The sequence below is a fragment of the Streptosporangium sp. NPDC049248 genome (assembly GCF_040678965.1).
GTDB classification, from domain to species: Bacteria; Actinomycetota; Actinomycetes; order Streptosporangiales; family Streptosporangiaceae; genus Streptosporangium; species Streptosporangium fukuiense.
The window spans coordinates 138970-163207 of record NZ_JBFAQY010000001.1 but is presented as its reverse complement, the minus strand read 5'-3'; the positions used below and the strand labels follow the sequence as shown (position 1 = coordinate 163207).

Annotated in this window: 22 protein-coding genes; 17 read left to right on the top strand and 5 right to left on the bottom strand. The window is 69.5% G+C overall.

The window, feature by feature from the left end; translation table 11 throughout:
* The first annotated feature begins 47 nt into the window (after positions 1-47).
* Positions 48-623, top strand: coding sequence for a copper chaperone PCu(A)C (locus AB0K21_RS00790; RefSeq protein WP_343968492.1), 576 nt, complete (start codon positions 48-50; stop codon positions 621-623).
* A 168-nt stretch (positions 624-791) separates the two neighbouring features.
* Here AB0K21_RS00790 and AB0K21_RS00785 read toward each other — a convergent pair whose 3' ends face one another.
* Together AB0K21_RS00785 and AB0K21_RS00780 are read right to left on the bottom strand one after the other, a co-directional pair.
* Positions 792-1481 carry a response regulator transcription factor gene (locus AB0K21_RS00785; RefSeq protein WP_343968494.1) on the bottom strand — a complete coding sequence of 230 codons (690 nt, stop codon included), beginning with the start codon at positions 1479-1481 and terminating at the stop codon, positions 792-794.
* Complete coding sequence (locus AB0K21_RS00780; protein ID WP_343968565.1) at positions 1478-2662, bottom strand: ATP-binding protein; 1185 nt, start codon at positions 2660-2662, stop codon at positions 1478-1480. The genes AB0K21_RS00785 and AB0K21_RS00780 overlap by 4 nt, the downstream gene beginning before the upstream one ends.
* Before the next feature lie 158 nt (positions 2663-2820).
* On the opposite strand from AB0K21_RS00780, the gene phoU reads away from it, so the two are divergent.
* Complete coding sequence (gene phoU, locus AB0K21_RS00775; RefSeq protein WP_343968496.1) at positions 2821-3480, top strand: phosphate signaling complex protein PhoU; 660 nt, start codon at positions 2821-2823, stop codon at positions 3478-3480.
* An 89-nt stretch (positions 3481-3569) separates the two neighbouring features.
* On the opposite strand, the gene AB0K21_RS00770 is transcribed toward phoU, so the two are convergent.
* The 3 genes from AB0K21_RS00770 to mshA are packed head-to-tail and all read right to left on the bottom strand — an operon-like array spanning position 3570 to position 6133.
* Positions 3570-4313 carry a phosphoglyceromutase gene (locus tag AB0K21_RS00770; RefSeq protein WP_343968498.1) on the bottom strand — a complete coding sequence of 248 codons (744 nt, stop codon included), beginning with the start codon at positions 4311-4313 and terminating at the stop codon, positions 3570-3572.
* Between the two features lie 34 nt (positions 4314-4347).
* Positions 4348-4827, bottom strand: a complete 480-nt coding sequence (locus tag AB0K21_RS00765) for a YbjN domain-containing protein (RefSeq protein ID WP_343968500.1) — start codon at positions 4825-4827, stop codon at positions 4348-4350.
* Positions 4828-4849: 22 nt separating this feature from the next.
* The gene (gene mshA, locus AB0K21_RS00760; protein ID WP_343968502.1) at positions 4850-6133 is read right to left on the bottom strand and encodes a D-inositol-3-phosphate glycosyltransferase; all 1284 of its coding nucleotides are present in this window, start codon (positions 6131-6133) and stop codon (positions 4850-4852) included.
* 98 nt (positions 6134-6231) lie between these two features.
* Between mshA and AB0K21_RS00755 the strand changes: the two genes are divergently transcribed.
* From AB0K21_RS00755 to AB0K21_RS00685, 15 genes are all read left to right on the top strand, one after another.
* Entirely contained in the window at positions 6232-6969 is a 738-nt protein-coding gene (locus tag AB0K21_RS00755) for an SDR family oxidoreductase (RefSeq protein WP_343968504.1), read from the top strand.
* A gap of 3 nt (positions 6970-6972) precedes the next feature.
* Positions 6973-7764 (top strand): class I SAM-dependent methyltransferase, encoded by a 792-nt coding sequence (locus AB0K21_RS00750; protein ID WP_343968506.1) that lies wholly within the window; start codon positions 6973-6975, stop codon positions 7762-7764.
* 118 nt (positions 7765-7882) lie between these two features.
* Complete coding sequence (locus AB0K21_RS00745; protein ID WP_084195977.1) at positions 7883-8251, top strand: BlaI/MecI/CopY family transcriptional regulator; 369 nt, start codon at positions 7883-7885, stop codon at positions 8249-8251.
* Entirely contained in the window at positions 8252-9187 is a 936-nt protein-coding gene (locus AB0K21_RS00740; protein ID WP_343968510.1) for a M56 family metallopeptidase, read from the top strand. It begins immediately after the preceding gene.
* 107 nt (positions 9188-9294) lie between these two features.
* On the top strand, positions 9295-9822 hold the full coding sequence (locus AB0K21_RS00735; RefSeq protein WP_343968512.1) for a helix-turn-helix transcriptional regulator: 528 nt from the start codon (positions 9295-9297) through the stop codon (positions 9820-9822).
* Between the two features lie 3 nt (positions 9823-9825).
* Positions 9826-10245 (top strand): hypothetical protein, encoded by a 420-nt coding sequence (locus AB0K21_RS00730; protein ID WP_343968514.1) that lies wholly within the window; start codon positions 9826-9828, stop codon positions 10243-10245.
* A 229-nt stretch (positions 10246-10474) separates the two neighbouring features.
* Positions 10475-10801, top strand: a complete 327-nt coding sequence (locus AB0K21_RS00725) for a DUF2516 family protein (protein WP_030924443.1) — start codon at positions 10475-10477, stop codon at positions 10799-10801.
* A 79-nt stretch (positions 10802-10880) separates the two neighbouring features.
* Positions 10881-11435 carry a GNAT family protein gene (locus AB0K21_RS00720; protein WP_343968515.1) on the top strand — a complete coding sequence of 185 codons (555 nt, stop codon included), beginning with the start codon at positions 10881-10883 and terminating at the stop codon, positions 11433-11435.
* Between the two features lie 48 nt (positions 11436-11483).
* Positions 11484-12545 (top strand): LacI family DNA-binding transcriptional regulator, encoded by a 1062-nt coding sequence (locus AB0K21_RS00715; RefSeq protein ID WP_364146839.1) that lies wholly within the window; start codon positions 11484-11486, stop codon positions 12543-12545.
* On the top strand, positions 12532-13917 hold the full coding sequence (locus tag AB0K21_RS00710) for a serine/threonine-protein kinase (RefSeq protein WP_343968519.1): 1386 nt from the start codon (positions 12532-12534) through the stop codon (positions 13915-13917). The genes AB0K21_RS00715 and AB0K21_RS00710 overlap by 14 nt, the downstream gene beginning before the upstream one ends.
* A 346-nt stretch (positions 13918-14263) precedes the next feature.
* Positions 14264-14443: a hypothetical protein gene (locus tag AB0K21_RS00705; RefSeq protein ID WP_364146835.1), complete on the top strand. Its 180-nt coding sequence runs from the start codon at positions 14264-14266 to the stop codon at positions 14441-14443.
* A 289-nt stretch (positions 14444-14732) separates the two neighbouring features.
* A complete protein-coding gene (locus AB0K21_RS00700) occupies positions 14733-16295 on the top strand; it encodes a cellulase family glycosylhydrolase (protein WP_364146832.1) in 1563 nt (520 codons plus the stop codon).
* A 404-nt stretch (positions 16296-16699) separates the two neighbouring features.
* The gene (locus AB0K21_RS00695) at positions 16700-19639 is read left to right on the top strand and encodes a glycoside hydrolase family 48 protein (RefSeq protein ID WP_364146829.1); all 2940 of its coding nucleotides are present in this window, start codon (positions 16700-16702) and stop codon (positions 19637-19639) included.
* A 168-nt stretch (positions 19640-19807) separates the two neighbouring features.
* A complete protein-coding gene (locus tag AB0K21_RS00690; protein ID WP_364146827.1) occupies positions 19808-22324 on the top strand; it encodes a glycoside hydrolase family 9 protein in 2517 nt (838 codons plus the stop codon).
* A 116-nt stretch (positions 22325-22440) separates the two neighbouring features.
* Positions 22441-24003 carry a cellulase family glycosylhydrolase gene (locus tag AB0K21_RS00685; RefSeq protein ID WP_343968529.1) on the top strand — a complete coding sequence of 521 codons (1563 nt, stop codon included), beginning with the start codon at positions 22441-22443 and terminating at the stop codon, positions 24001-24003.
* The last annotated feature ends 235 nt before the right edge of the window (positions 24004-24238 follow it).

Below are 24238 nucleotides of genomic sequence, written 5' to 3'. Positions count from 1 at the left end.
AGGGTTGACCTTGCCCTACCTCATGTGTGACAAGGAGAACTCGCACCGTGACCCGCAACAGCCGTCACCGGGCGATCGCCGCCGCCGCGTTCCTCGCAGCCGCCCTGACTCTGACCGGCTGTGGCGCCGGATCCGACGCGATCACCAACAAGCCCTACGCTCCGACCGAGGCCCTGTCGGTCAAGACCAAGGGCATCGACATCTCCCAGGCGTTCTTCCTCGGCCCCGACTCCGGCGGGACGCTACCGGTCGGGACGGCCACGCCGCTCTACCTGTCCCTGGTCAACACCAACGCCCCCGACCAGCTCGTCGGTCTCGGCGTCGACCCGGCCCTCGGCACGGCGAAGGTGAGCGCGCCTGTACCGCTCCCCCAGAACCAGCGGGTGAGCATCGGCAAGCCGACACCCACGATCCTGATCGAGGGGCTGAAGAAGCCGCTCAGGGGCGGCGAGTCCATCCCGGTGCAACTGCAGTTCGCCAACGCCGGGGTCGTGCAGATCACCGTCCCGGTCATCACCCGCAGCCGCGAGTTCACCGCCTACCCGCAGGTTCCCGGCGCCTCCGCGGCTCCCACGCCGACCCCCACCCCCTCCGCCTCCACCGAGGGCGGGCACGGGCACTGACCGCCCCCGGTGGCCTCACCGCGACGGGAGGCCACGGCTCCCGGGAGATCCGAACCCCGGGAGCCGGTCACATCGGACACGGTCCGGCCCCCCAGGGGGTCCGCCTCCGGACACGCCCGCGGGCACGCCGTACGACCTCTGGGACCCTCCGGAGGCGCGTGCGAAGGCTCAGGCCTCCGCGGGGTCGAACTTGTAGCCCAGGCCCCGGACCGTGAGGATGCAGCGAGGGTTGGACGGGTCGGACTCGACCTTGGCCCGCAGCCGCTTGACGTGCACGTCCAGCGTCTTGGTGTCGCCCACGTAGTCGGCGCCCCAGACCCGGTCGATGAGCTGGCCCCGGGTGAGCACCCGGCCGGCGTTGCGCAGCAGCACCTCCAGCAGCTCGAACTCCTTCAGGGGCAGCTGCACCGGCTCGCCCCGCACGGCGACGATGTGGCGGTCCACGTCCATCCGGACCGGACCGGCGGCCAGCACCGCCGACTCCAGCTCCTCCACATCGCCCTGGCGGCGCAGCACCGCGCGGATGCGGGCCACCAGCTCCCTGGAGGAGAAGGGCTTGGTGACGTAGTCGTCGGCGCCGAGCTCCAGCCCGACCACCTTGTCGATCTCGCTGTCCTTGGCGGTGAGCATGATGACGGGCACGTTGGAGCGCTGGCGGAGCGAGCGGCAGACCTCCGTTCCCGGCAGGCCGGGGAGCATCAGATCGAGCAGCACCAGGTCGGCGCCGTTCCGGTCGAAGGTCTCCAGCGCCTCCGGCCCTGTGGTGGCCACGGCCACCTCGAAGCCCTCCTTGCGCAGCATGTATGACAGAGCGTCGGAGAACGACTCTTCGTCCTCGACGACAAGCACGCGGGTCACTGCGCGGCCTCCAGGGGGATCGTGGTGGTAGCTGGTACTGCCACCGCCATGCCGCCGAAGGCGGGCAGGCGGAGGGTGAAGGTGGAGCCGGAGCCTTCCTTGCTCCACACCGTGACCGCCCCGTTGTGGGCGGCGGCCACGTGCTTGACGATGGCCAGGCCGAGGCCCGTGCCACCGGTCGCGCGCGAGCGGGCCGCGTCGACGCGGAAGAACCGCTCGAAAATTCGTTCCTGGGCGCTCTCGGGGATGCCGATGCCCTGGTCGCTCACGCTGATCTCGACGTATTCGGTGTTGGGGCCCGCGCCGCGGGCACTGACCACGACCCGGGTGTGCTCGGGGCTGTAGGCGACCGCGTTGTCGATGAGGTTGCGCAGGGCGGTGACGAGAAGCTCGTCGTCGCCCCATATCCGCAGGCCCTCGACGCCGCCGCAGACCAGGGTGATGTCCTTGGCCGCCGCGGTGGTGTTACAGCGGTCGACGGCCTCGTGCACCGCCTCGTCGATCAGCACCGGACCCGGAGTCGGGATGGGCTCGGCGCCCTGGATCCGGGAGAGGGTGATCAGGTCCTGGACGAGGTAGGTGAGCCGGGCCGCCTCGTGCTGCATACGCCCGGCGAAGCGGGTGACCGCCTCGGGGTCGTCGGCGGCGTCCTGGATGGTCTCGGCCAGTAGCGACATCGCGCCCACCGGCGTCTTGAGCTCGTGGCTCACGTTGGCCACGAAGTCGCGGCGGACCGCCTCGACGCGGCGGTGCTCGGTCTGGTCCTCGGCGAGGACCAGCACCTGGCCGTAGGAGCCGAGCGGGGCGACCCGCACCGCGAAGTTGGTCGACTCCTGGCCGAACTTGTGGCCGGCCACCTCGATCTCGCTCTCGCGGATCTCGCCGTCCCTGCGCACCTTCCTGGCCAGCGCGAGCAGCTCGGCCGCCATCAGGTGCTCTCCCTTGACCAGGCCGAACGCGCGCGCCGCCGAACTGGCGCGCAGCACCCGGTCCTCCTTGTCGAGCACGACCGCCGAGGACGGCAGCACGGCCAGCACCGAGGCGACCCCGTTCGGGAGCGCGCCGGGCTCGACACCGTCCACCGGTGTCATCCTGTCCCGCCGTCCGTGGCTCTGCTGGCGGACGACCATCACGGCCAGCGCTCCCACGACGAAGCCGGCCAGCGCGGCCAGGCTCGCCATCAGCTCACTCACGTGGTCCTCCCGTAGGCTTCACGTTTTCGATGGTAGGTGGGGGTTTCCGTGTTGGGGACGGCCCGGGGGCGGTGACAGCGGCCTTTCCCGCAAAGTTCACTTTGCGGTCGAGGTTCGTTCACCGACCCCCTCGTACGGTGAGTTCCATGCGCGACGCCTATCACGAAGACCTCGACGCCCTCACCGAACGGCTGGTCGAGATGACCCGGCTCGTGAGGTCGGCGATATCGCGGGCCACCACAGCCCTCCTGGACGCGGACCTTCATCTCGCCGAGAACGTCATCTCCCAGGACGAGGAGGTCGACCGGATCTTCGCGGAGATCGAGGCCACGATCTTCGACCTGATGGCCAGGCAGCAGCCGGTGGCCGTGGATCTCAGAATGATCATCGCGGCGCTGCGGATGGGCACCGACCTGGAGCGGATGGGCGACCTCGCCGAGCATGTGGCCAAGGTCGCCAGGCTGCGCCATCCCGACTCCGCGATCCCGCCGGAGATCCGTGCCACCATCCTGGAGATGGGCCAGATCGCCGAGCGCCTCATCACCAAGACCGGCAGCTGCATCGCCTCGCGCGACGTGGAGTCCGCCCTGGAGTTGGAGGCCGACGACGACGCGATGGACCGGCTGCACCGCAGGCTGTTCAAGGTCCTGATGGCCCCCGACTGGAAGTACGGCGTCGAGCCGGCCATCGACGTGACGCTGATCGGCCGCTACTACGAGCGCTATGCCGACCACGCGGTCCGTGTCGCGCACGACGTGGTCTATCTGGTGACGGGCTCCAGGCCGCAGGACACCGGCGCCCTCTGACTCCCGATCTCCCCTCGGTCCCTCGGAATGCCAGGAGGGCCCGCCGGATCCGGCGGGCCCTCCTGGCATTCCTGCGGATGAGGCCGGGACTACTTGCCCTGGTTGGCCACCGCCTCGATGGCGGCCTCGGCGGCGGCGGGGTCGAGGTACCGGCCGCCCCGGGTGACGGGGCGGAAGTCCGCGTCCAGCTCGTACTGGAGCGGGATGCCGGTGGGGATGTTGAGCCCGGCGATCTCGTCGTCGCCGATCCCGTCCAGGTGCTTGACCAGCGCCCGGAGCGAGTTGCCGTGCGCGACGACCAGCACGCTCCTACCGGCCGCGAGGTCGGGCACGATCTGGTCGTACCAGTAGGGCAGCATGCGCTCGACGACGTCCTTGAGGCACTCGGTCCTGGGCAGCAGCTCGCTCGGCAGCAGCGCGTAGCGGGGGTCGCCGGACTGGGAGAACTCGTCGTCGTCGGCGAGTACGGGCGGCGGGACGTCGTAGGAGCGGCGCCAGAGCATGAACTGCTCGTCTCCGAACTCGGCCCGCGTCTGCGCCTTGTCCTTGCCCTGCAGGGCGCCGTAGTGGCGCTCGTTGAGCCGCCAGGACCGGGAGACCGGCAGCCAGAGCAGGTCGGCGGCGCCCAGCGCGAGGTTGGCCGTCTGGATCGCCCTGGTCAGCAGCGAGGTGTGCACCACGTCGGGTCGCACCCCGGCGTCGAGAAGCAGCCTTCCGCCGCGCCGTGCCTCCTCCTCGCCCTTGGCCGAGAGTCCCGCGTCCACCCATCCGGTGAACAGACCCTTGGCGTTCCATTCACTCTCACCGTGCCGGAGCAGCACCAAAGTCGACATACCGACAAGCTTAGTGGGCGTCCTCCGGTGCCCCTCAGCGGTCGGGATCGGCGAAGCGGGCGAATGCCCGGAGGTTGGCGAGCGACTCTCCGCGCTTGGCGCGCCACTCCCACTCGCGCCGGATCGAGGTGGCGAAACCCAGCTCCAGGGCACGGTCGAACCCCTCGTCGGAGTAGGTGAGCACGCACCCGAGAAGGCGGTCGATCTCCTCCTCGGTGACCGCCCCCAACGGGACCCGGCCCACGAGGTAGACGTCACCGATCGGGTCGAGGGCGAAGCGCACCCCGTACATGGAGCCGTTCTTGGTGAGCAGCCAGCGGTAGAACTCGGCGTGGTTCTCGTCCGGCTGACGGCAGAAGAACGCCTCCACGTGCAGGGCCTGGTCTCCGACGATCAGCCAGGTCATGGTGGCGAGCTTGTGCTGGCCGGGGAGCTTCACCAGGAAGGCCCCCGGCCTGGGCTGCTCGTAGGAGACGTCCGCGCTCTTCAGCGCCGCCTCGATCACTTCGCGCATGGGCCCAGCCTACGAGCGGGTCTCACGAGCTGACCGCGATGGGGACCCGGTGCAGGTTCGCCATCGCCCCGGCGTAGACGTCCGCCAGCCTGGCCGCGGTGGCCGACCAGCCGAAGGCCGCCGCGTGGGCCACCGCGGCCGCGGACAGCGCCTCCCGCCAGGCGGGGGCGTACACGAACCGGCCGAGCACCCGCGCCCAGTCGTGGGGGTCGTGCCCCTCGACGAGCACCCCGGAGACGCCGTCGCGCACGGCGGTGCGCAGCCCGCCCACGGACGCGGCGGCGACGGGGGTGCCGCATGCCTGGGACTCCAGGGCCACCAGGCCGAACGACTCGTTGTGCGAGGGGACGACCGTCACATCGGCCGCGCGGTACCAGTCGGCCAGTTCGTGCTGGGGCGCCGGTGGAACGATCCTGACCACGTCGGAGATCCCCAGTGAGGCGGCCACGTCGGTGAGGTACGAGGGCCTGGCCAGGCCGTTGCCGCTGGGGCCGCCGACGCAGACGACGACCAGTCTCGACCTGAGCGAGGGATCTTCGAGGAGCATCCTGGCCGCGGCGCGCAGCAGCACGTCCGGGGCCTTCAGCGGCTGCACGCGGCCCACGAAGAGCAGCACGTGGGCGTCCTGCGGCAGCCCGAGCCGGTGCCGGGCCGCGCCTTTGGAGGCGGGCTGGAAGACCCTGAGGCTCACGCCGGGGTTGACCACCTCGACCCGGGCGGGGGCCGCCCCGTACAGCTCGACGAGATCACTGGCCTCGGCGGGGGTGTTGGCCACCAGGCGGTCGGCGACGTCCACGACCTGCTGCTCGCCCAGTACCCGGGCCGTCGGCTCGGGCTTGTCGTCCTCGGCCAGCAGGAGGTTCTTCACCTTGGCCATGGTGTGCATGGTGTGCACCAGCGGCAGGCCCCAGCGCTCCTTGGCCAGCCAGCCCACCTGGCCGGAGAGCCAGTAGTGGGAGTGGATGACGTCGTAGCGGCCCGGCTCGTACATGGCCTCGGCGCGCAGCACGCCCGACAGGAAGGCGCAGAGCTGGCCTGGCAGGTCGCCCTTGTCGAGCTCCTCGTACGGTCCGGCGGTGACGTGGCGGACCGAGACGCCCGGAACGATCTCCGCGACCGGTGGCAGGTCCCGGGATGTCTGCCGGGTGAAGATCTCCACCTCCACCCCGAGTTCGGCCAGGCGCTTGGCCACCTCGACGATATAGACGTTCATACCGCCCGCGTCCCCGGTTCCCGGCTGGTCCAGGGGGGACGTGTGCATGCTGATCGTCGCGACTCGGTTGACCCGCCGTCGCCTCACCGACACCACCTCCGAGTGGGCTAAACCATCTGATAATCCGCAACATTCCCGACACATCACCTCAGAAGGGTCCGCGCGGGGTGCTCCTGGCAGGATGGAGGGTCATGAAGAGGACAGCTGTGGTGACAGGGGCCAGCAGTGGGATCGGCGAGGCGACGGCCCGCAGGCTGGCCGCGGAGGGCTTCGACGTGGTGGCCGCGGCACGGCGCCGGGAGAGACTGGAGGCGCTGGCCGCCGAGGTGCCCGGCATCCGCGCGGTCACCCTGGACGTGACGTCGCAGGAGTCGGTGGACGAGCTGGCCTCCTCGCTCGACCGCTGTGACGTGCTGATCAACAACGCCGGTGGCGCGATCGGCCTGGAACCAGTGGCGAGCGGGAATGTCGCGGACTGGCAGCGGATGTACGACGTCAACGTGCTCGGCACGCTCCGCGTCACCCAGGCACTGCTGCCCCGGCTGATCGAGTCCGGCGACGGCGTGCTGCTGATGCTGACCTCGGTGGCCGGGCTCGTCTCGTACGAGGGCGGCGGCGGCTACAACGCGGCCAAGCACGCGCAGACCTCGATGACCGAGGTGCTCAGGCTGGAGCTGGTCGGCCTGCCGGTCAGGATCGTCGAGATCGCCCCCGGGCTGGTCCACACCGAGGAGTTCTCGCTGAACCGCTTCCGCGGCGACTCCGCCGCCGCCGACGAGGTCTACCGGGGCGTGCCCGACCCGCTCACCGCCCAGGACGTGGCCGACGCCATCGCCTGGTGCGTGACCCGACCGGCCCACGTGAACATCGACCGCCTCGTCATGCGCCCCCGGGCCCAGGCCGCCCAGCACAAACTCCACCGCGTCTGAACCATGTCCAAGCCGATAGGGGAGATCACCAGGGGGACCACCGGTCACAACCGCCTGCGGCGGGCCGACCGGTGGATCGTCGCCGCGCACGGCCGCCTGCTGCGCGCCGCCGACCGCCCGCTGGTGGTCGACCTCGGCTACGGGGCCTCGCACACCACGACCCTGGAGATGTTCCTGCGGCTGCGCCGGATCTGCCCCTCGGTCGAGGTCGTCGGCGTCGAGATCGACCCGGCCAGGGTCGCGGCGGCCAGACCCCACGAGCGTCCGGGGCTGTCCTTCGCGCTTGGCGGCTTCGAGTTGCCGGTGGACCGGCCGCCCCTGCTGGTCAGGGCGTTCAACGTGCTGCGGCAGTACGGCGAGGCGCAGGCGTGGGAGTACTGGGCGATGCTCCGCGAGCGGCTCGCGCCGGACGGGGTGATCGTCGAGGGTACCTGCTCGGAGGTGGGCCACCGCGCGGTCTGGGTCGGGCTCGACCGCTCGGGTCCCCGGACACTGACCCTCTCGGCCCGCTTCGACTCCTTCGAGCGCCCCTCGGACCTGGCCGACCGGCTGCCCAAGACGCTCATCCACCGCAACGTCCCCGGTGAGCCCGTCCATGCCTTCCTGCGTGACTTCGACCACGCCTGGGCGGTCAACGCGCCCTTCGGCTCCTATGGTTCCCGCCAGCGCTGGATCGCCTCCGCGGAGACACTCTCCGGGACCTGGCCGCTGGCCGGGCGCCCCCCGCTCGGCGGCCGATCGCGCTGGCGGCTCGGCGAGATCACCCTCCCCTGGGCCGCGGTCGCCCCGAGATGACCGGCCGGACTCCGCCGCGCCCCGAGCGAGAGCGCGAGGCGAGTGGCCACGCCGTGAAACGCATCACTCGACAACCCGTAGTACTACCCCTCGTGGTGCGGGGGTTAGTCTTGACGGTGTGAAGGGTCTCGGCGAGCTTGAACGCAGCATCATGGACATCATCTGGGCACAATCATCCCCCGTGACGGCACGGGAGGTCGGACGCCTGATATCCGACCGCGACCTGGCGCCGACCACCGTGATGACCGTGCTCGACCGGCTCACCCGCAAAGGCTTCCTGGTCCGCACCCGCGACGGGCGCGCGTGGCGGTACGCACCCGCGGAGAGCCGCGACGCCTACGTCGCGGAGCTTATGCTGGAGGCACTGGATCTGACCGGTGACCGGTCGGCGGCCCTCACCCGGTTCGCCCAGGCCGTCACCGGTACCGAAGCCGACATCCTGCGCAGGGCCCTGACCGGCCTTGAAGAGGAGCTGGAGGACGAGTAGATGACCGCGGCAGCCCTGGCGACGCTCGCCCTGGCCTGCGCGGTCGGCGCCTGGCGGCTCACCAGGGCGCGGTGGACCTACCGCGCTCCGCACGTGGCCATCGTGCTGTGGCAGGCGCTTGGGGTCACCTGGGGGCTGGCCGGGACGGGCGCTCTGCTCGGCTACGCGCTGGAGCCCTATGGCCGGGGTGTGCTGCACGGCCTGGCCGGCTTCGCCGCCTCCGCGTTCGGCGGCGGCGAAGCCGGCCAGGGGGCGCCCCTGCCGTACGACCTGCCGAGGATCGTCGCGCTCATCGCCGGACTGACGGCGCTCGCCGTGCTGATCATGGTGCTCCTCGCCGCGGGCCTGCAGACGTTCCGGGCCCGGCAGCGGCACCGCACCCTGCTCGCCCTGATCGCCAGGGAGGACCCGGTGGTCCCCGGCGTACGGGTGCTCGACCACCCGGGCGCCACCGCCTACTGCGTGCCCGGCCTCCGCTCCCAGGTGGTGGTCAGCGAGGGCGCGCTGAAGCTGCTCTCCGCCGACGAGCTGACCGCGGTGCTCGCCCACGAGACCGCCCATGTGCGCGAGCGACACGACCTGGTGCTGCTGCCCTTCGCCGCGCTGCGCAGGGCCCTGCCCTGGTCACGCGTGGTCAAGGACGCGCAGAGCGAGGTCGGCCTGCTGGTGGAGATGGCCGCCGACGACGTCGCCCGCCGCTACTGCTCCCCGCGCCGCCTGGCGACCGCCCTGCTGCGCTTCGGCACGGCGGGCGCCGTCCCCGCGCCGCGCGGCGCGCTGGGCGCCGCGACCTCCTCGTCCGCCGCCGTGATGGCCAGGGTCGAGCGCCTGGTGACGCCGGGGCCGATCCTGCCGCTCGGGGTCCGCTACGCCATCGTCGCCTTCTCCGTCACCCTGACGACCTCGGCCCCGCTGCTCTGGCTGATCCCGCACTGACCTCACCTCGGCGTACCGGCCGGTCCTGATACAACTTCACCCCAAAACGCTTGCAAGTGTTAGCCATGGCGTTTGCAATTGCAAGCATGGTGGGGCAGACTCAAGGCATGGCACTACCCAAGGTCGGCTCGATCGGTGAGTACATCCGCGAGCAGCGCACGCACGCGAAGATCTCCCTGCGTCAGCTCGCCGCGGCGGCGGGGGTCTCCAACCCCTACCTGAGCCAGATCGAGCGCGGGCTGCGCAAGCCCAGCGCCGAGATACTGAACCAGATCGCCAAGGGCCTGCACATCTCGTCGCAGGCGCTCTATGTCCAGGCCGGTCTCATCGAGGAGCGCGAGCCGGACAGCGACGTGCTGACCGCGATCAGAGCCGACCACCTCATCACCGAGCGCCAGCGCCAGGTGCTGATCGACATCTATGAGTCGTTTCGCAAGGAGAACCGGGCTGAGGCTCCGGGCGAGGACGCGCAGACCTCCCAGAAAGCGCATCCCGCACCGGAGCCCCGGCAGGGTGACGCGGGCTCCTCGCCTGACGACGAGGTACCGCTGCCCGGGGAATATCTCACCGCGTTGAAACCCTACGCGGCGCCCCCGAGCAACGGCCACATCACAAAGGAAACCAAGGAAGGTTAACCCATGCCCATCACCACCGAAGTCAAGAAGCTCGCCGAATCCAAGCCGTTCTACGCCGTCGCCGGGGCCGGCGACTTCGCCGTCGAGAAGCTCATGGAGCTTCCTGAGCGGATCCAGAAGCTGCAGAGCCGCCGCGAGGAGATCCGCGAGGCCGCGAAGGACCTCCCGGAGAAGGCCAGGGAGCTCGCCGGCAAGGCCGAGGGCTACGCCAAGGACTTCCCTGTGAAGGCACGCGACTACGCCGACCAGTTCGCGGGCAGGGCCACCGAGCTCTACGAGGAGTTCGCCAACCGCGGCCGCAAGGTCGTCTCCAAGACGAGCGGCGATGCCGCCCTGGAACTGGAGGAGCTCTCCGAGGCCGCCCGGCCCACGACCCCGAAGAGGGGCACCCGCACCTCGAAGTCCGGCACCTCCAAGGCCTGAGCCCGTCGAGGGCTCGTCACGCGAGGTCGCGGCCGGGCAGGACACCGGCTCCAGGACCCGTTCCGGCACCGCCGGGGCGGGTCCTGCGGCGTTCTAGGGCCGCTCCCCGGCCGGCGGGGTTCCCCCGCGTGTTCGACCGGAGCGGGCAGGTGAAGGCCGATGACGCCGCGAAGGGGACTTTCGGCATTAGGCTGAGGGAAACCGGTGAGGCGAGCGTTCTGGAGAGACGATGATCCAAATCCACGGTGCCCTGGACCTGGTCTTCTGGATCCTGGCCGTCGGGGTGTTCGCACTGTCGGGCTGGGCGCTCATCCACGCGGTGAAGACTCCCGCACGGGCGTTCGCGGTCACCGGCAAGCAGAGCAAGAACCTGTGGTTGGTCATCCTGGGGCTGGCGGCACTGTTCGGCTTCGCCGCCGCGGTGGGCTATCTCAACACGCTGAGCATCTTCACGATCGCCTCCGTCATCGCCTCGGGCATCTACCTCGCCGACGTGCGCCCCGCCGTGCGGGAGATCGGCAAGGGCGGCAACCAGGGGCCGTACGGCCCCTGGTGAGGCCCTCTCCCTTCGGCTGAGGCCCGGCGCCTCCGGCGATCCGGTTGCCCTGCGGGGTTTCGGCCGATAGACACACCGAATGATGTTCGCGCACAAACCCACGCTCTCCGGAGAGCACGTGACGCTCCGGCCCGTCGGTCCCGAGCATGTGGACGGTCTCTGGGAGCTGGTCAACGACCCCGAGACCGTCCGGCTGACCGGCTCGCACGGCAAGCCGGAGTTCCAGTCGCTCAAGAGCTGGTACGGCTCGCGGGGTGACCACGACGACCGGCTGGATCTGGCGATCTGCACCGCCGAGGACGACGCCTACGTAGGCGAGATCGTGCTCAACCAGCTCGACGCGGACAACCTCTCCTGCAATCTGCGCATCGCGCTGATCGGCCCGCGCGCCTACGGCAGGGGGTACGGCACCGAGGCGATCCGGCTGACCCTGGACCACGCCTTCACCTCCACGCCGCTGCACCGGGTGAGCCTGGAGGTCTACGCGTTCAACGAGCGGGCCGCCCACGTCTACCGCAAGATCGGCTTCACCCAGGAGGGGGTGTGCCGTGACGCACTGCGCATGAACGGTGAATGGTACGACTCCGTAATCATGGCGATACTTGCCTCTGACTGGGTTGTCAGGGAAATTTGACATACATATGGTGATTTTTCGGAAACATCTTTTGACACTTCCGAAACAATGCTAGGTTCACTGGGAGCGCTCCCACCTGTGCGGAATCTTGGTGTGGAGGAAGTTATGACGGATCTACCCACACTTGCCCAGGTCGCAGCAGAGGCAGGGGTCTCCCCCGCCACCGCGTCCCGGGTACTCACCGGTTCAGTCAGAGTCAGCACATCGACTCGTAGGCAGGTGCATGACGCAATCTCGCGTCTCGGTTACGTCAGGCATCGCGCTCCCCGTGGCGGCTCCGGCCGCCGATCCGACCAGGTCGTGGCCGTAGTGGTCTGCGAACCCGCGCACCGGCTGTTCACCGAGCCGTTCTACGCAAGAATGATCACCGCTGCGGAGGAGGTCCTCACCGGGCACGGCGTTCCGCTGGCCGTGATGACCGCCACCGCGGCCACCTCCACCATCGCCACGCCCCCGCTCGTCGCCGGAGGCATCGACGGCGTACTGCTGATCGGCGCGCGCGACAGGCACCCGCTCGTGGTGACCCTGGCCGCCTCGGGCATCCCGGTACGCAGCGCGGGCCGTCCCCCGGACGGCATCGACCTCCCCCATGTCGACATGGACAACCGCGACGGCGGCAGGCAGGCGGCGGAGCACCTGCTGCTCGGTGGCCGGCGGTCCATCGGCGTCATCGCGGGGCCGCCCGCCCTGCCGGCCGCCCGCGACCGGCTCGACGGATTCCTGCAGACTCTCGCCCTGGCCGGGATGACCGGCGTGCCGGTCGCGTACGGCGACTTCAGCCACGCGTCGGGGGTGCACGGCATGCAGTGGCTGTTACGCCGGATGCCGCACGTCGACGCGGTCTTCGCGGCCTCCGACGTGATGGCCGCGGCCGCGTTGCAGACCCTGCGCCGGGCCGGCCGCCGGGTGCCTGAGGACGTGGCGGTCATCGGCTTCGACGACGCCCCCGCGGCCCGGCGGACCTCCCCCACGCTCACCACGGTCCGTCAGCCGGTGGAGGAGTTCGCGGCGCTGGCCACCAGGCTGCTGCTGCTCTCGATGGGCTCGGCGGGCGCATCCCGTGACAACCCCGTACTCCCCACTGAGCTGGTGGTCCGTGAGTCCGCCTGACCCCGTCGGACTCCGTGCGGGAGACGTGCTCACCCGCAGGTACCTGCTGCTGGAGCGGATCGCCTGGGGCGGCATGAGCGTCATCTGGCGTGCCTTCGACCAGTCGCTGCAGCGGATGGTCGCGGTCAAGCTGCTGGACGGCGAGCTCGGCGTCGACCACGGGGAGCGCGAGCTCATCCGCAGGGAGGCGCGCGCCACCGCGCGCCTCATCCATCCCGACGCGATCGAGGTCTACGACTACGGGGAGACCGTGACCTCGCACGGCCGGCTGGCCGCCTACGTGGTGATGCGACTGCTGGAGGGGCGGCCGCTCTCCGACCGGATCATCGAGGGCCCGCTGCCCTGGGCGGAGGCGGCGCTGATCGCCGCCAGGCTGGCCACCGTGCTGGCCGCCGCCCACGAGCGGGGGATCGTCCACCGGGACGTCACCGCCGACAACGTGCTGCTGACCTCCACCGGCGCCAAGTTGCTCGACTTCGGCATCGCGGCGTTCATCGGAGAGGACGGCGACGACCGGGCCTCCGACTACGGCACGCCTCCCTACGTGGCGCCCGAGCGGCTGACCGGCACCGTCGCGGACCCGGCGAGCGACGTCTACGCGCTGGGCGTGCTGCTGTTCGAGATGCTCACCGGCAACCCCCCGTATCCGGAACGCACCTGGGAGGAGATCGAGAACGTCCGGCGGGAGGGGCCCCCACCGACCGCGGACGTGCCGGGGATGCCGGTACAGATCAGCGCACTCTGCCAGGTCTGCCTGTCACATCGGCCCGAGCTCCGGCCGAAGGCCCAGGAGGTGGCCGACGGCCTGGCAGAAGCCCTGACGCCGCCCCGTTCGACCGGAGGCGGCACCCTGACACGCTGGAGCATGGTCACCGCGACGGCGACGGCACTGCTGGTGGGAGGCCTGGCGTGGAGCCAGCTCACCGGTCACCCCGACGGCCAGGTGGCCGACCCCCAGGGGCGCGGAACGCTCCCGTCCGCCGCCCTCGACCTCGCCACCACGTTCCCCGAACCGGGCGCGACGCCGAGCCCCAGCTCCTCTCCTTCCGCTCCCGCCATCGGCAAGGGGGGCGGGCAGAAGGCGGAGCAGACGCCCTGGACGGAGGCCGTCCGCTCCTCCGTCCCGAACCTCAACCAGAGCCTGCGGAGCTTCAACGCCCTGCTGGCGAAGGGGGAGGACGAGGGCAGGATCCGCCCTGACGTGGCCCTGGACCTGCGGCAGGTGCTGGCCAACAGTGTCCGGGACTCCGGCGACCTCACCTCGATCTGGGGAAAGATCGCCGACCGGAACCGGGAGGGCTCCCTGCCCGACGATTTCCGCCGCGCGCTGGAGGCCCAGCTCCTGCTCGTGTCGGTCGCCCTGACCGGATAGGCGCCGAGCCCCCTCGGATTCGCTCGTTGGAGGGGGCTCAGGTCCCAGCCGCGGAGGCTGACATCGGGAAACCATCGCGTTCTATATGGTAAATAAACATGTCGCACTTTCTTGCCCTTGTTCTTGTCGACAAGGCGGACCCGGACCCGATCGCGCGGGCCGAGCAGCTGATGAAAACGTTCTGGGGTGTTGATTTCCTCGACGAGGAAACGGGGCTCGAACTTCCGAATGTCAAATGCGACGGCTTCACGGTCGGAGGCCGTTATGACGGCATAATCCGGGGCAAGGAGCAACACCACGATCTCCGGCCGGACGAGTACCGGCGCAGGTACGGGCTGAGGACAACGTGCGCCCCGTTTCGGAACTCGTCCCCGACATCCTCCGGTTCCCGTACGCGGTCATCACACCGGACGGCCGGTGGTTCGATCACGGCGACAAGCCGGAGCGGGACTGGCAGGACGCGCTGCGCTCCCTGCTCGATCGGCATCGTGACCGGACGGCCGTGGCGATGGACTGCCACTGCTGACCGGAGCCGGTGGAGGACCGATCGGCGGCGGGGCGGGGTAACCGCCGGACGACCGGTGCACAGGTCGTCGGATGGCGCGGCGGGTGAAACTTTCAGGGGGCGACCGGCGGGGCGGCAGTCGTACAGGGCGAGCTAGAGCGGGGTGCGGGCGCCGCGGGGGACGGGAACGGTCCTGCCGGTGGTTGACGGGAGCGGGGCGGGCGCCGAACCATGACGAGCGCGACCGGCCGCACCTTTCGATCGCGGGGCATTCTCCCCGCGTACAGATCCCGTCCCCGAAGGGCTCTTGATGAAAGTCCTGCGTGTACGCAGGTGGCCGGCGGCGCTCGCGGCGCTCGTGGTCACCTCGGCGCTGGCGGTCGCGCTCGGCTCCTCCCCCGCGGGTGCCGCGGGCGGAACCGGTACCGGCTACCTGCGCACCTCCGGTAACAAGATCGTCGACAGCACCGGTGCGACGGTCCGGCTGACCGGTATCAACTGGTTCGGCATGGAGACCGACAACAAGACCTTCCATGGGCTGTGGTCGAGCAACCCGTGGAAGGGCCAGATCGACAAGATGGCCTCGCTGGGCTACAACACCCTGCGCGTGCCCTTCTCCAACGACGCGCTCAAGCCCGGCGCGGTCGCCAGCGGCATCAACGACTTCGTCAACCCCGATCTGGTCGGCAACACCCCGCTGCAGATCCTCGACAAGGTCATCGCCTACGCGGGAAGCAAGGGGATGCGGATCATCCTCGACCGGCACCGGCCGACCGCCGCCGGGCAGTCCGCCCTGTGGTACGTCGCCTCGACGCCGGAGAGCACCTGGATCAACGACTGGAAGGCCCTCGCCCAGCGGTACGCGGGCAACACCACGGTCATCGGCGCCGACCTGCACAACGAACCGCATGCCGAGGGCACCAATCCGGCGGCCACCGGGGCATGCTGGGGGTGCGGCGACACCGCGCGCGACTGGCGACTGGCCGCCGAGCGGGCGGGCAACGCGGTGCTGTCGGTCAACCCCAACTGGCTGATCTTCGTCGAGGGGGTGAGCTGCCCGAGCGGTGGCCTGTCGAACGTCTGGGACAACGACCCGAGCAACGACGAGGACTGCGGCTGGTGGGGCGGCAACCTGTCCAAGGCCGGGGAATTCCCCGTGCGGCTGAACGTGGCGAACCGGCTGGTCTACTCGCCCCACGAATACGCCACCTCGGTCTATCACCAGGCGTGGTTCGACGCGCCGAACTATCCGGCGAACATGCCCGCGATCTGGGACAGGTACTGGGGCTATCTCTACAAGCAGAACATCGCCCCGATAATGATGGGCGAGTTCGGCACCACGCTCCAGGCGGCCGTGGACAAGGTCTGGCTCCAGGAATTAATGAAATACACCGGCACCGGGGTGAACGGAATGTCCTTCACCTACTGGTCGTGGAATCCCAACTCCGGTGACACCGGCGGCATCGCCAAGGACGACTGGATCTCAATTAACCAAGACAAGCAAGACATTCTTCAGCCGTACCTGATTCCGCCGGTCGGCGGCGGCACCTCCACACCCACGCCCACGCCCACGGCCACCACCTGCGGAACGACGTACGCGATCACGAACTCCTGGTCGGGCGGCTTCCAGGCGGAGCTGACCGTGAAGAACACCGGGACGTCGACCTGGAACAACTGGTCGGCGAGCTGGACCATGCCGTCCGGGGTGACGCTCGGCAGCGGCTGGAACGCCACGGTCACCCAGAGCGGGACCACCTTCACCGCGAAGGCCCCGAGCCACGCGGCCAGCCTCGGGGCGGGCCAGTCCGTCGTCGTCGGGTTCACCGCCACCGGGCCCTCCACCCCCGGCCCGTCCAACATCAGCTGTTCCTGATCGACATCTTCCCGACGGGTGCCCGCCCGTCGGCACCGTCGAGGGCGTGCCGCCGCGCGGCACGCCCTCGCGTGGCATCTCCCGGGTCCCGAAACGGATCCGGCACGCGCCCGGTGTCCGGCGGCCCCGGGGGCCGGATCCGACCTCGCAAGCAAGCGCTCGACCCTCAAGATCGGGAAGCCTGAAACTTTCACGATCTGCGAAAAAAGTGGCGCGGATCGTAGCAGCCAGGCGGCATGACCCGTGAAACATCGACGTAACCGAGGACACATGCCATTGACATCCCCGGGACTGTCCCCAGAATCCCTTATGGGAGCGCTCCCACCCCCTCTCTCCCTTGCTTGATCCTGCGCGAGGCCACTACCAGCAAATTCGTGCTGATCTCACCCCCGGAGGCCCACTTCATGCATCGATATCCCATCAAAGCGGGAGCGCTCCCACGCTTCCGGAGACGAGTCGCCGCGCTGGCGCTGCTCAGCCTGGCGGCCGGGACGACCACCGCGCTGGCAGCCTCGCCCGCGCTCGCCGCAGTCGCCTGCGACGTGACCTACACGACCAACGACTGGCAGGGCGGCTTCACCGCGAGCGTGACCGTCAAGAACCTCGGTGACCCGCTGAACGGCTGGACCCTCGGGTTCAACTTCCCGACGACCACCCAGAAGGTCACCCAGGGCTGGAGCGCCACCTGGGCGCAGAGCGGCCAGGCCGTCACCGCCAAGAACCTGGACTGGAACGGCAGCCTGGCCACCGGCGCCTCGACCAGCATCGGCTTCAACGGCAGCTGGTCCGGTACCAACCCCAAGCCGACCTCCTTCACGGTCAACGGCGTGGCCTGCGGCGGGACCACCCCCGTCAACCAGCCGCCCACGGTGAAGATCACCGCTCCGGCGGCCGGGGCCACCTTCGCCGCACCCGCGACGGTCCCGATCACCGCCGACGCGGCCGACAGCGACGGCACCGTCTCCAAGGTCGAGTTCCTCAACGGCAGCACGGTGCTGAGCACCGACACCACCGCGCCGTACGCCTTCAACTGGACGAACGTCGCCGCCGGAAGCTACTCGCTCACCGCGAGGGCGACCGACAACGCGGGGGCGGTCACCACCTCCACCCCGGTGGGGATCACCGTCACCGCCGACTCCGCCGCCGCGGTGCTCGCCACCCCGTCCACCATCGCCGTCCCGGAGGGCGGCACCGCCGACTTCTCGGTCAAGCTCTCCAAGGCCCCGACCTCGAACGTCACCGTGACGACCGCCAGGACGAGCGGTGACACCGACCTGACCGTCTCCTCCGGCGCGTCGCTGACCTTCACCACCGCCAACTGGAACACGGCCCAGACGGTGCGGATCGCGGCCGCCGAGGACGCCGACCAGACCTCCGGCAGCGCGGAGTTCACCTCGACCGCCTCCGGCCACACCTCGGCCAAGGTGACCGCCACCGAGGTGGACAACGACGTCACCGGCGGCGACAACGAGTACGTCAAGCGCTTCATCGCGATGTACAACAAGCTCAAGGACCCGGCGAACGGCTACTTCTCCCCGGAGGGTGTGCCCTATCACTCGGTCGAGACCTTCATGGTCGAGGCCCCGGACCACGGGCACGAGACCACCTCCGAGGCCTACAGCTACTACCTGTGGCTGGAGGCGGCCTACGGCAAGGTGAGCGGCGACTGGACCAGGTTCAACGCGGCCTGGGCCTCGATGGAGAAGTACATCATCCCGGCCACCGCCGACCAGCCGACCAACTCCTTCTACAACCCGTCCAAGCCCGCCACGTACGCCGGCGAGTGGGACGACATCAAGCAGTACCCGTCCAAGCTGGACAACAGCGTGAGCGTCGGCGTCGACCCGATCGCAGGCGAGCTGAAGACCGCCTACAACACCAGCGACGTCTACGGCATGCACTGGCTGCTGGACGTGGACAACACCTACGGCTTCGGCCGCTGCGGGGACGGCACCACCAGGCCCGCGTACATCAACACCTACCAGCGCGGTCCCGAGGAGTCGGTCTTCGAGACCATCCCGCAGCCGTCCTGCGACACCTTCAAGCACGGCGGTCCGAACGGCTTCCTGGACCTGTTCACCGGGGACAGCAGCTACGCCAAGCAGTGGAAGTACACCAACGCCCCCGACGCCGACGCCCGCGCCGTCCAGGTGGCCTACTGGGCGCACACCTGGGCCACCGAGCAGAACAAGGCGTCGCAGGTCTCGGCCACGGTCGCCAAGGCCGCGAAGATGGGCGACTACCTGCGCTACGCGATGTACGACAAGTACTTCAAGAAGCAGGGCTGCACCAGCACCGGGTGTCCGGCGGGCACCGGCAAGGACAGTGCCTCCTACCTGCTGAGCTGGTACTACGCCTGGGGCGGCGCCAACGACAGCTCCGCCGGCTGGGCCTGGCGGATCGGCTCCAGCCACAACCACTCCGGTTACCAGAACCCGATGGCCGCCTGGGCGCTGTCCAGCGTGGACGTGCTCAAGCCCAAGGGCACGACCGCCGTCGCGGACTGGACCATCAGCGCCAAGCGGCAGCTTGAGTTCTACCGCTGGCTCCAGTCGAGCGAGGGCGCGATCGCCGGTGGCGCCACCAACAGCTGGCAGGGTCACTACGCGGCCCCGCCGTCGACACTGCCCACCTTCTACGGCATGGCCTACGACTGGCAGCCGGTCTACCACGACCCGCCGTCCAACCAGTGGTTCGGCTTCCAGGCGTGGACGATGGAGCGGGTCGCGGAACTCTACTACGCGACCGGCAACGCCGACGCCAAGCTGATCCTCGACAAGTGGGTCAAGTGGGCCACCGACAACACCACCGTCAACGCCGACGGGACCTACCAGATCCCCTCGACGCTGGTGTGGACCGGCCAGCCCGACACCTGGAACGCGAACAACCCCGGCAGCAACAGCGGGCTGCACGTGAGCATCAGGGACTACACGACGGACGTGGGCGTGGCGGGCTCCTACGCCAAGGTGCTGATGTACTACGCGGCCAAGTCCGGCAACGCCACCGCCAAGAACGTCGCCAAGGGTCTGCTCGACGGCATGTGGAAGAACAACCAGGACGCCAAGGGTGTCTCGGTCCCCGAGACCAAGGCCGACTACAGCCGCCTCAACGACCCGGTCTACGTCCCCGCGGGCTGGAGCGGCAAGATGCCCAACGGCGACGTGATCAACTCCAGCTCGACCTTCCTGTCCATCCGGTCCTTCTACAAGAACGACCCGGACTGGCCGAAGGTGGACGCCTTCCTGAAGGGCACCGGGCCCGCCCCGTCCTTCAACTACCACCGGTTCTGGGCGCAGGTGGACGTCGCCGTCGCCCTGGCCGAGTACGGCCGGCTCTTCCCCTGATCCGGCACCTTCCCCGATCCCGATTCCGGCCTTGACCCCGGTCCCCGGTCCGGCTCTCGTCTGAGCCGGACCGGGGACCGGGATCCACCTCCCCCGAGACCTCGGGGCGTGACGGCACCCCTGACCTGCTGTCACGCCCCGAGCACCACCTCCGAGAGGCGATCCCCAATGAAGAAGACCCTGGCGGCGCTCGCGCTGCTGGCACTGGCGGCGGTGCCGGTGCCGGCCGCCGCCCAGGCGGCGGCGCCCGCCTTCGCCTACGGCGAGGCACTGCAGAAGTCCATCTGGTTCTACGAGGCCCAGCAGTCGGGGAAGCTGCCGAGCTGGAACCGCGTCAGCTGGCGCGGCGACTCCGGGCTCACCGACGGCCAGGACGTCGGGCTCGACCTGACAGGCGGCTGGTACGACGCGGGCGACCACGTCAAGTTCGGCCTGCCGATGGCGGCCAGCGCGACGATGCTGGCCTGGGGCGCGGTGGAGTACCGCGACGCGTACGTCTCCTCAGGGCAGCTCACCCACCTGCTGAACAACCTCAAGTTCGTCAACGACTACTTCATCAAGGCCCACCCGTCGGCGAACGTGCTGTACGGGCAGGTCGGCAACGGCGGCAAGGACCACGCCTGGTGGGGTCCCGCCGAGGCGATGCAGATGGAGCGGCCCGCTTACAGGATCGACGCCTCCTGCGGCGGAGCGGACCTGGCCGGGGAGACGGCGGCGGCGATGGCGGCGTCCTCCATCGTTTTCCGCCCAACAAATCCGACTTATGCTGACACGCTGGTGACGCACGCCAAGCAGCTCTACACCTTCGCCGACACCGTGCGGAAGAAGTACAGCGACTGCATCACCGACGCGTCGGGCTACTACCAGTCGTGGAGCGGCTACAACGACGAGCTGGTCTGGGGTGCGATCTGGCTGCACCGGGCCACCCAGGACGCCTCCTACCTGGCCAAGGCGGAGTCGTACTACGACAACCTCGGCACCGAGCCGCAGTCCACCACGAAGTCCTACAAGTGGACGATCGCCTGGGACGACAAGTCGTACGGCGCCTACGTGCTGCTGAGCAAGCTGACCGGCAAGCAGAAGTACCTCGACGACGCCAACCGCTGGCTCGACTACTGGACCGTCGGGGTCGACGGCCAGCGGGTGAAGTACTCACCGGGCGGCCAGGCGGTGCTCGACCGGTGGGGATCGCTGCGCTACGCGGCCAACACCTCGTTCGCGGCCCTGGTCCATTCGGACTCGATCTCCGACGCGACGCGTAAGGCGAGGTATCACGACTTCGCGGTCAGGCAGATCAACTACGCGCTCGGCGACAACCCGCGCAACTCCTCGTACGTGATCGGGTTCGGCGCGAACCCGCCGAAGAACCCGCACCACCGCACCGCGCACGGCTCGTGGACCGACCAGATGACCAACCCGGTCGAGACCCGGCACACCCTGTACGGCGCCCTCGTCGGCGGCCCGCCCGACCCCAACGACGCCTACACCGACAAGCGCGACGACTACGTGATGAACGAGGTCGCCACCGACTACAACGCCGGCTTCACCAGCGCCCTGGCCCGGCTCTACCGGGAGTACGGCGGGGCCCCCGCCGCGAACTTCCCGGTCGCCGAGACCCCGGACGGGCCGGAGATCTTCATCGAGGCCGGGGTGAACGCCTCGGGCTCGACGTTCACCGAGATCAAGGCCATCGTCAGGAACCAGTCGGCCTGGCCCGCGCGCCCGCTGACCAACGGCTCGTTCCGCTACTACTTCACCCTCGACGGCACCACGACCGCGAACCAGGTCACCGTGTCGTCGGCCTACAACCAGTGCAAGGCTCCGACCGGGCCGACCTTGCTGTCCGGTAAGACCTACTACGTCACCATCGACTGCTCCGGCACCTCCATCTCTCCCGCCGGCCAGTCACAGCACCGGCGCGAGGTGCAGTTCCGCCTCGCGAGCACCGGCACGTGGGACCCGTCCAACGACTGGTCGTACGTGGGCGTCGCCACCACCCCCGGCGCGACCCCGGTCCGGGTGCAGAACATGACGCTCTACTCCGGCACCACGAAGATCTGGGGCACTCCCCCCGGTGACGAGCCGCCGCCGCAGGAGGACCTCGTCGCCCCGTCCCGGCCCGGCAAGCCCGCCGTCTCCGCGATCACCGGCAGCGGCGCCACGCTGACCTGGACCGCGTCGACGGACAACGTCGGCGTCAGCGGCTACGACGTCTACCGGGGCACGACGAAGGTCGCCACCTCCGCGGCCGCCTCGTACACCCTCACCGGCCTGACCCCGGCGACGGCGTACACCGTGTCCGTGGTGGCCAGGGACGCGGCGGGCAACTCCTCCGAGGCGTCCGAGAGCACCGCGTTCACCACCACCCAGGCCCCGGCGGGCGGCTGCACCGCCACCTACACGGTGGGCAACAGCTGGCAGGGTGCCTTCCAGGGTGAGGTCACCGTCAAGAACGAGGGCGCCTCGGCGATCACCGGCTGGACCGTGACCTGGAAGTTCCCCAACGGCCAGACGATCAGCCAGCTCTGGAACGGCACGCTCACCCAGACCGGGGCGGACGTGTCGGTCAGGAACGTGGCCTGGAACGGCGGCCTCGCCCCGAACGCGTCGGCGTCCTTCGGCTTCACCGCGAGCCAGAGCGGCGTCAACGGCGTTCCTACTCCGGTGACCTGTACCGCGAGCTGACACCTCCCGTCCCTCCAATGTCCAGGCGCCCCGGGCCACTCGGCCGGCGCCCCCCTGCCCCGGCCGGGCGCGACGACCCCTCCGCCCGGCCGGGCACTCCCCAACCGAGGTAGGTCATGCGTTTCAGAAGCCTGGCGCTGCTCGCGGCGCTCCTTCTCTCGTTCTTCGTCTCGATCCCACCCGCCCACGCCGCCGTCGGCCTCCGGGTGAGCGGCACGAAGATCGTTGAGTCGAACGGCAACACGTTCGTCATGCGGGGCACCAGCCACGCGCACACCTGGTACCCGTCCCAGACCGCCTCGTTCGCGGGTATCAAGTCACTCGGCGCGAACACGGTCCGGGTGGTGCTCAGCGGCGGCCGGTGGACCGCCAACGGCGTCTCCGACGTGACGAACGTGGTCTCGCTCTGCAAGCAGAACAAGCTCATCTGCGTACTGGAGAACCACGACACCACCGGGTACGGCGAGCAGAGCGGCGCCTACACCCTCGACCAGGCCGTGGACTACTGGATCAGCGTCAAGAGCGCGATCGTCGGCCAGGAGGACTACGTGGTCCTCAACATCGGCAACGAGCCCATCGGCAACAACGCGACCACCCCCGGCTGGACCCAGGCCACCTCGTCCGCGATCTCCCGGCTGCGGAGCAACGGCTTCCAGCACCTGATCATGGTCGACGCGCCCAACTGGGGCCAGGACTGGAGCTTCACCATGCGCGACAACGCGGCCACCGTCTTCGCCGCCGACTCGCAGCGCAACACCGTGTTCTCCATCCACATGTACGGCGTGTTCGACACGGCCGCCGAGGTCACCGACTACATGCAGAGCTTCCAGACCGCCGGGCTGCCCCTGGTCGTCGGCGAGTTCGGCTTCGACCACTCGGACGGCAACCCCGACGAGGACACGATCATGGCCCAGGCCCAGGCCAGGGGCATCGGCTACCTCGGCTGGTCGTGGAGCGGCAACGGCGGCGGCGTCGAGTACCTCGACCAGGTGACCAACTTCAACGCAGCCAGCCTCACCAGCTGGGGCCAGCGGCTCTTCAACGGCGCGAACGGCATCGCGCAGACCTCCGTCGAGGCCAAGATCTACGGTGGGAGCACCACCCCCGACACCGAGGCGCCGACCAAGCCGGGCACGCCCACCGCCTCCGCGATCACCGGGAGTGGCGCCACGCTGACCTGGACCGCCTCCACCGACAACCGCGCCGTCACCGGCTACGACGTCTACCAGGGCACCACCAAGCTCGGCTCCTCGGCGACGAACTCGATCACCCTGACCGGGCTCAGCGCGCAGACCTCCTACACCGTCCACGTGGTGGCCAGGGACGCGGCCGGCAACACCTCCCCCGCTTCCAGCACCGTCACCTTCACCACCACCTCGGCCCCGCCGAGCGGCTGCACCTCCACCTACAAGACGGTCAACTCCTGGCAGGGCGGCTTCCAGGGCGAGGTCACCGTCAAGTGCACCGCCGCCGTCACCGGCTGGAAGACCGTTCTCACCTATCCCTCCGGTGTGAACATCACCCAGTCCTGGAGCTCCACCCTGTCCGCCGCTCCCCCGGCCTTCACCTTCACCAACGCCGCCTGGAACGGCTCCATCCCCGCCGGCGGATCCACCACCTTCGGCTTCATCGGCAGCTGGAACGGGAACGGCACCCCGCCCACCCCCACCATCTCCTAACTCACCACGGGTGCGACACATACGTCACCACCCCGCACGGTCACACCTCCCACCATCCCCTAGCTCACCCACAGGCCCCACTCACCCGGAGTTCTCCCGCGCGAGGACCCCTCCCGCGCGAGGACTCGGTGCGGCCGGGCAAGGGGGCACGGCTCACCTGCCGTGCCCCCTTCCCTCGGCCCGCTTCCGAAAGTTTCGGCAGTTTATCGCAAATTTTCTAATCACTAGGCCGGAT

Coding starts and splice junctions, on each gene's coding strand:
- AB0K21_RS00780 (WP_343968565.1), bottom strand. CDS start 2,662: ATGGCGAGCCTGGCCGCGCTGGCCGGCTTCGTCGTGGGAGCGCTGGCC.
- phoU (WP_343968496.1), top strand. CDS start 2,821: ATGCGCGACGCCTATCACGAAGACCTCGACGCCCTCACCGAACGGCTG.
- AB0K21_RS00770 (WP_343968498.1), bottom strand. CDS start 4,313: ATGTCGACTTTGGTGCTGCTCCGGCACGGTGAGAGTGAATGGAACGCC.
- AB0K21_RS00765 (WP_343968500.1), bottom strand. CDS start 4,827: ATGCGCGAAGTGATCGAGGCGGCGCTGAAGAGCGCGGACGTCTCCTAC.
- AB0K21_RS00755 (WP_343968504.1), top strand. CDS start 6,232: ATGAAGAGGACAGCTGTGGTGACAGGGGCCAGCAGTGGGATCGGCGAG.
- AB0K21_RS00750 (WP_343968506.1), top strand. CDS start 6,973: ATGTCCAAGCCGATAGGGGAGATCACCAGGGGGACCACCGGTCACAAC.
- AB0K21_RS00740 (WP_343968510.1), top strand. CDS start 8,252: ATGACCGCGGCAGCCCTGGCGACGCTCGCCCTGGCCTGCGCGGTCGGC.
- AB0K21_RS00735 (WP_343968512.1), top strand. CDS start 9,295: ATGGCACTACCCAAGGTCGGCTCGATCGGTGAGTACATCCGCGAGCAG.
- AB0K21_RS00730 (WP_343968514.1), top strand. CDS start 9,826: ATGCCCATCACCACCGAAGTCAAGAAGCTCGCCGAATCCAAGCCGTTC.
- AB0K21_RS00725 (WP_030924443.1), top strand. CDS start 10,475: ATGATCCAAATCCACGGTGCCCTGGACCTGGTCTTCTGGATCCTGGCC.
- AB0K21_RS00720 (WP_343968515.1), top strand. CDS start 10,881: ATGATGTTCGCGCACAAACCCACGCTCTCCGGAGAGCACGTGACGCTC.
- AB0K21_RS00715 (WP_364146839.1), top strand. CDS start 11,484: ATGCTAGGTTCACTGGGAGCGCTCCCACCTGTGCGGAATCTTGGTGTG.
- AB0K21_RS00700 (WP_364146832.1), top strand. CDS start 14,733: ATGAAAGTCCTGCGTGTACGCAGGTGGCCGGCGGCGCTCGCGGCGCTC.
- AB0K21_RS00695 (WP_364146829.1), top strand. CDS start 16,700: ATGCATCGATATCCCATCAAAGCGGGAGCGCTCCCACGCTTCCGGAGA.
- AB0K21_RS00690 (WP_364146827.1), top strand. CDS start 19,808: ATGAAGAAGACCCTGGCGGCGCTCGCGCTGCTGGCACTGGCGGCGGTG.
- AB0K21_RS00685 (WP_343968529.1), top strand. CDS start 22,441: ATGCGTTTCAGAAGCCTGGCGCTGCTCGCGGCGCTCCTTCTCTCGTTC.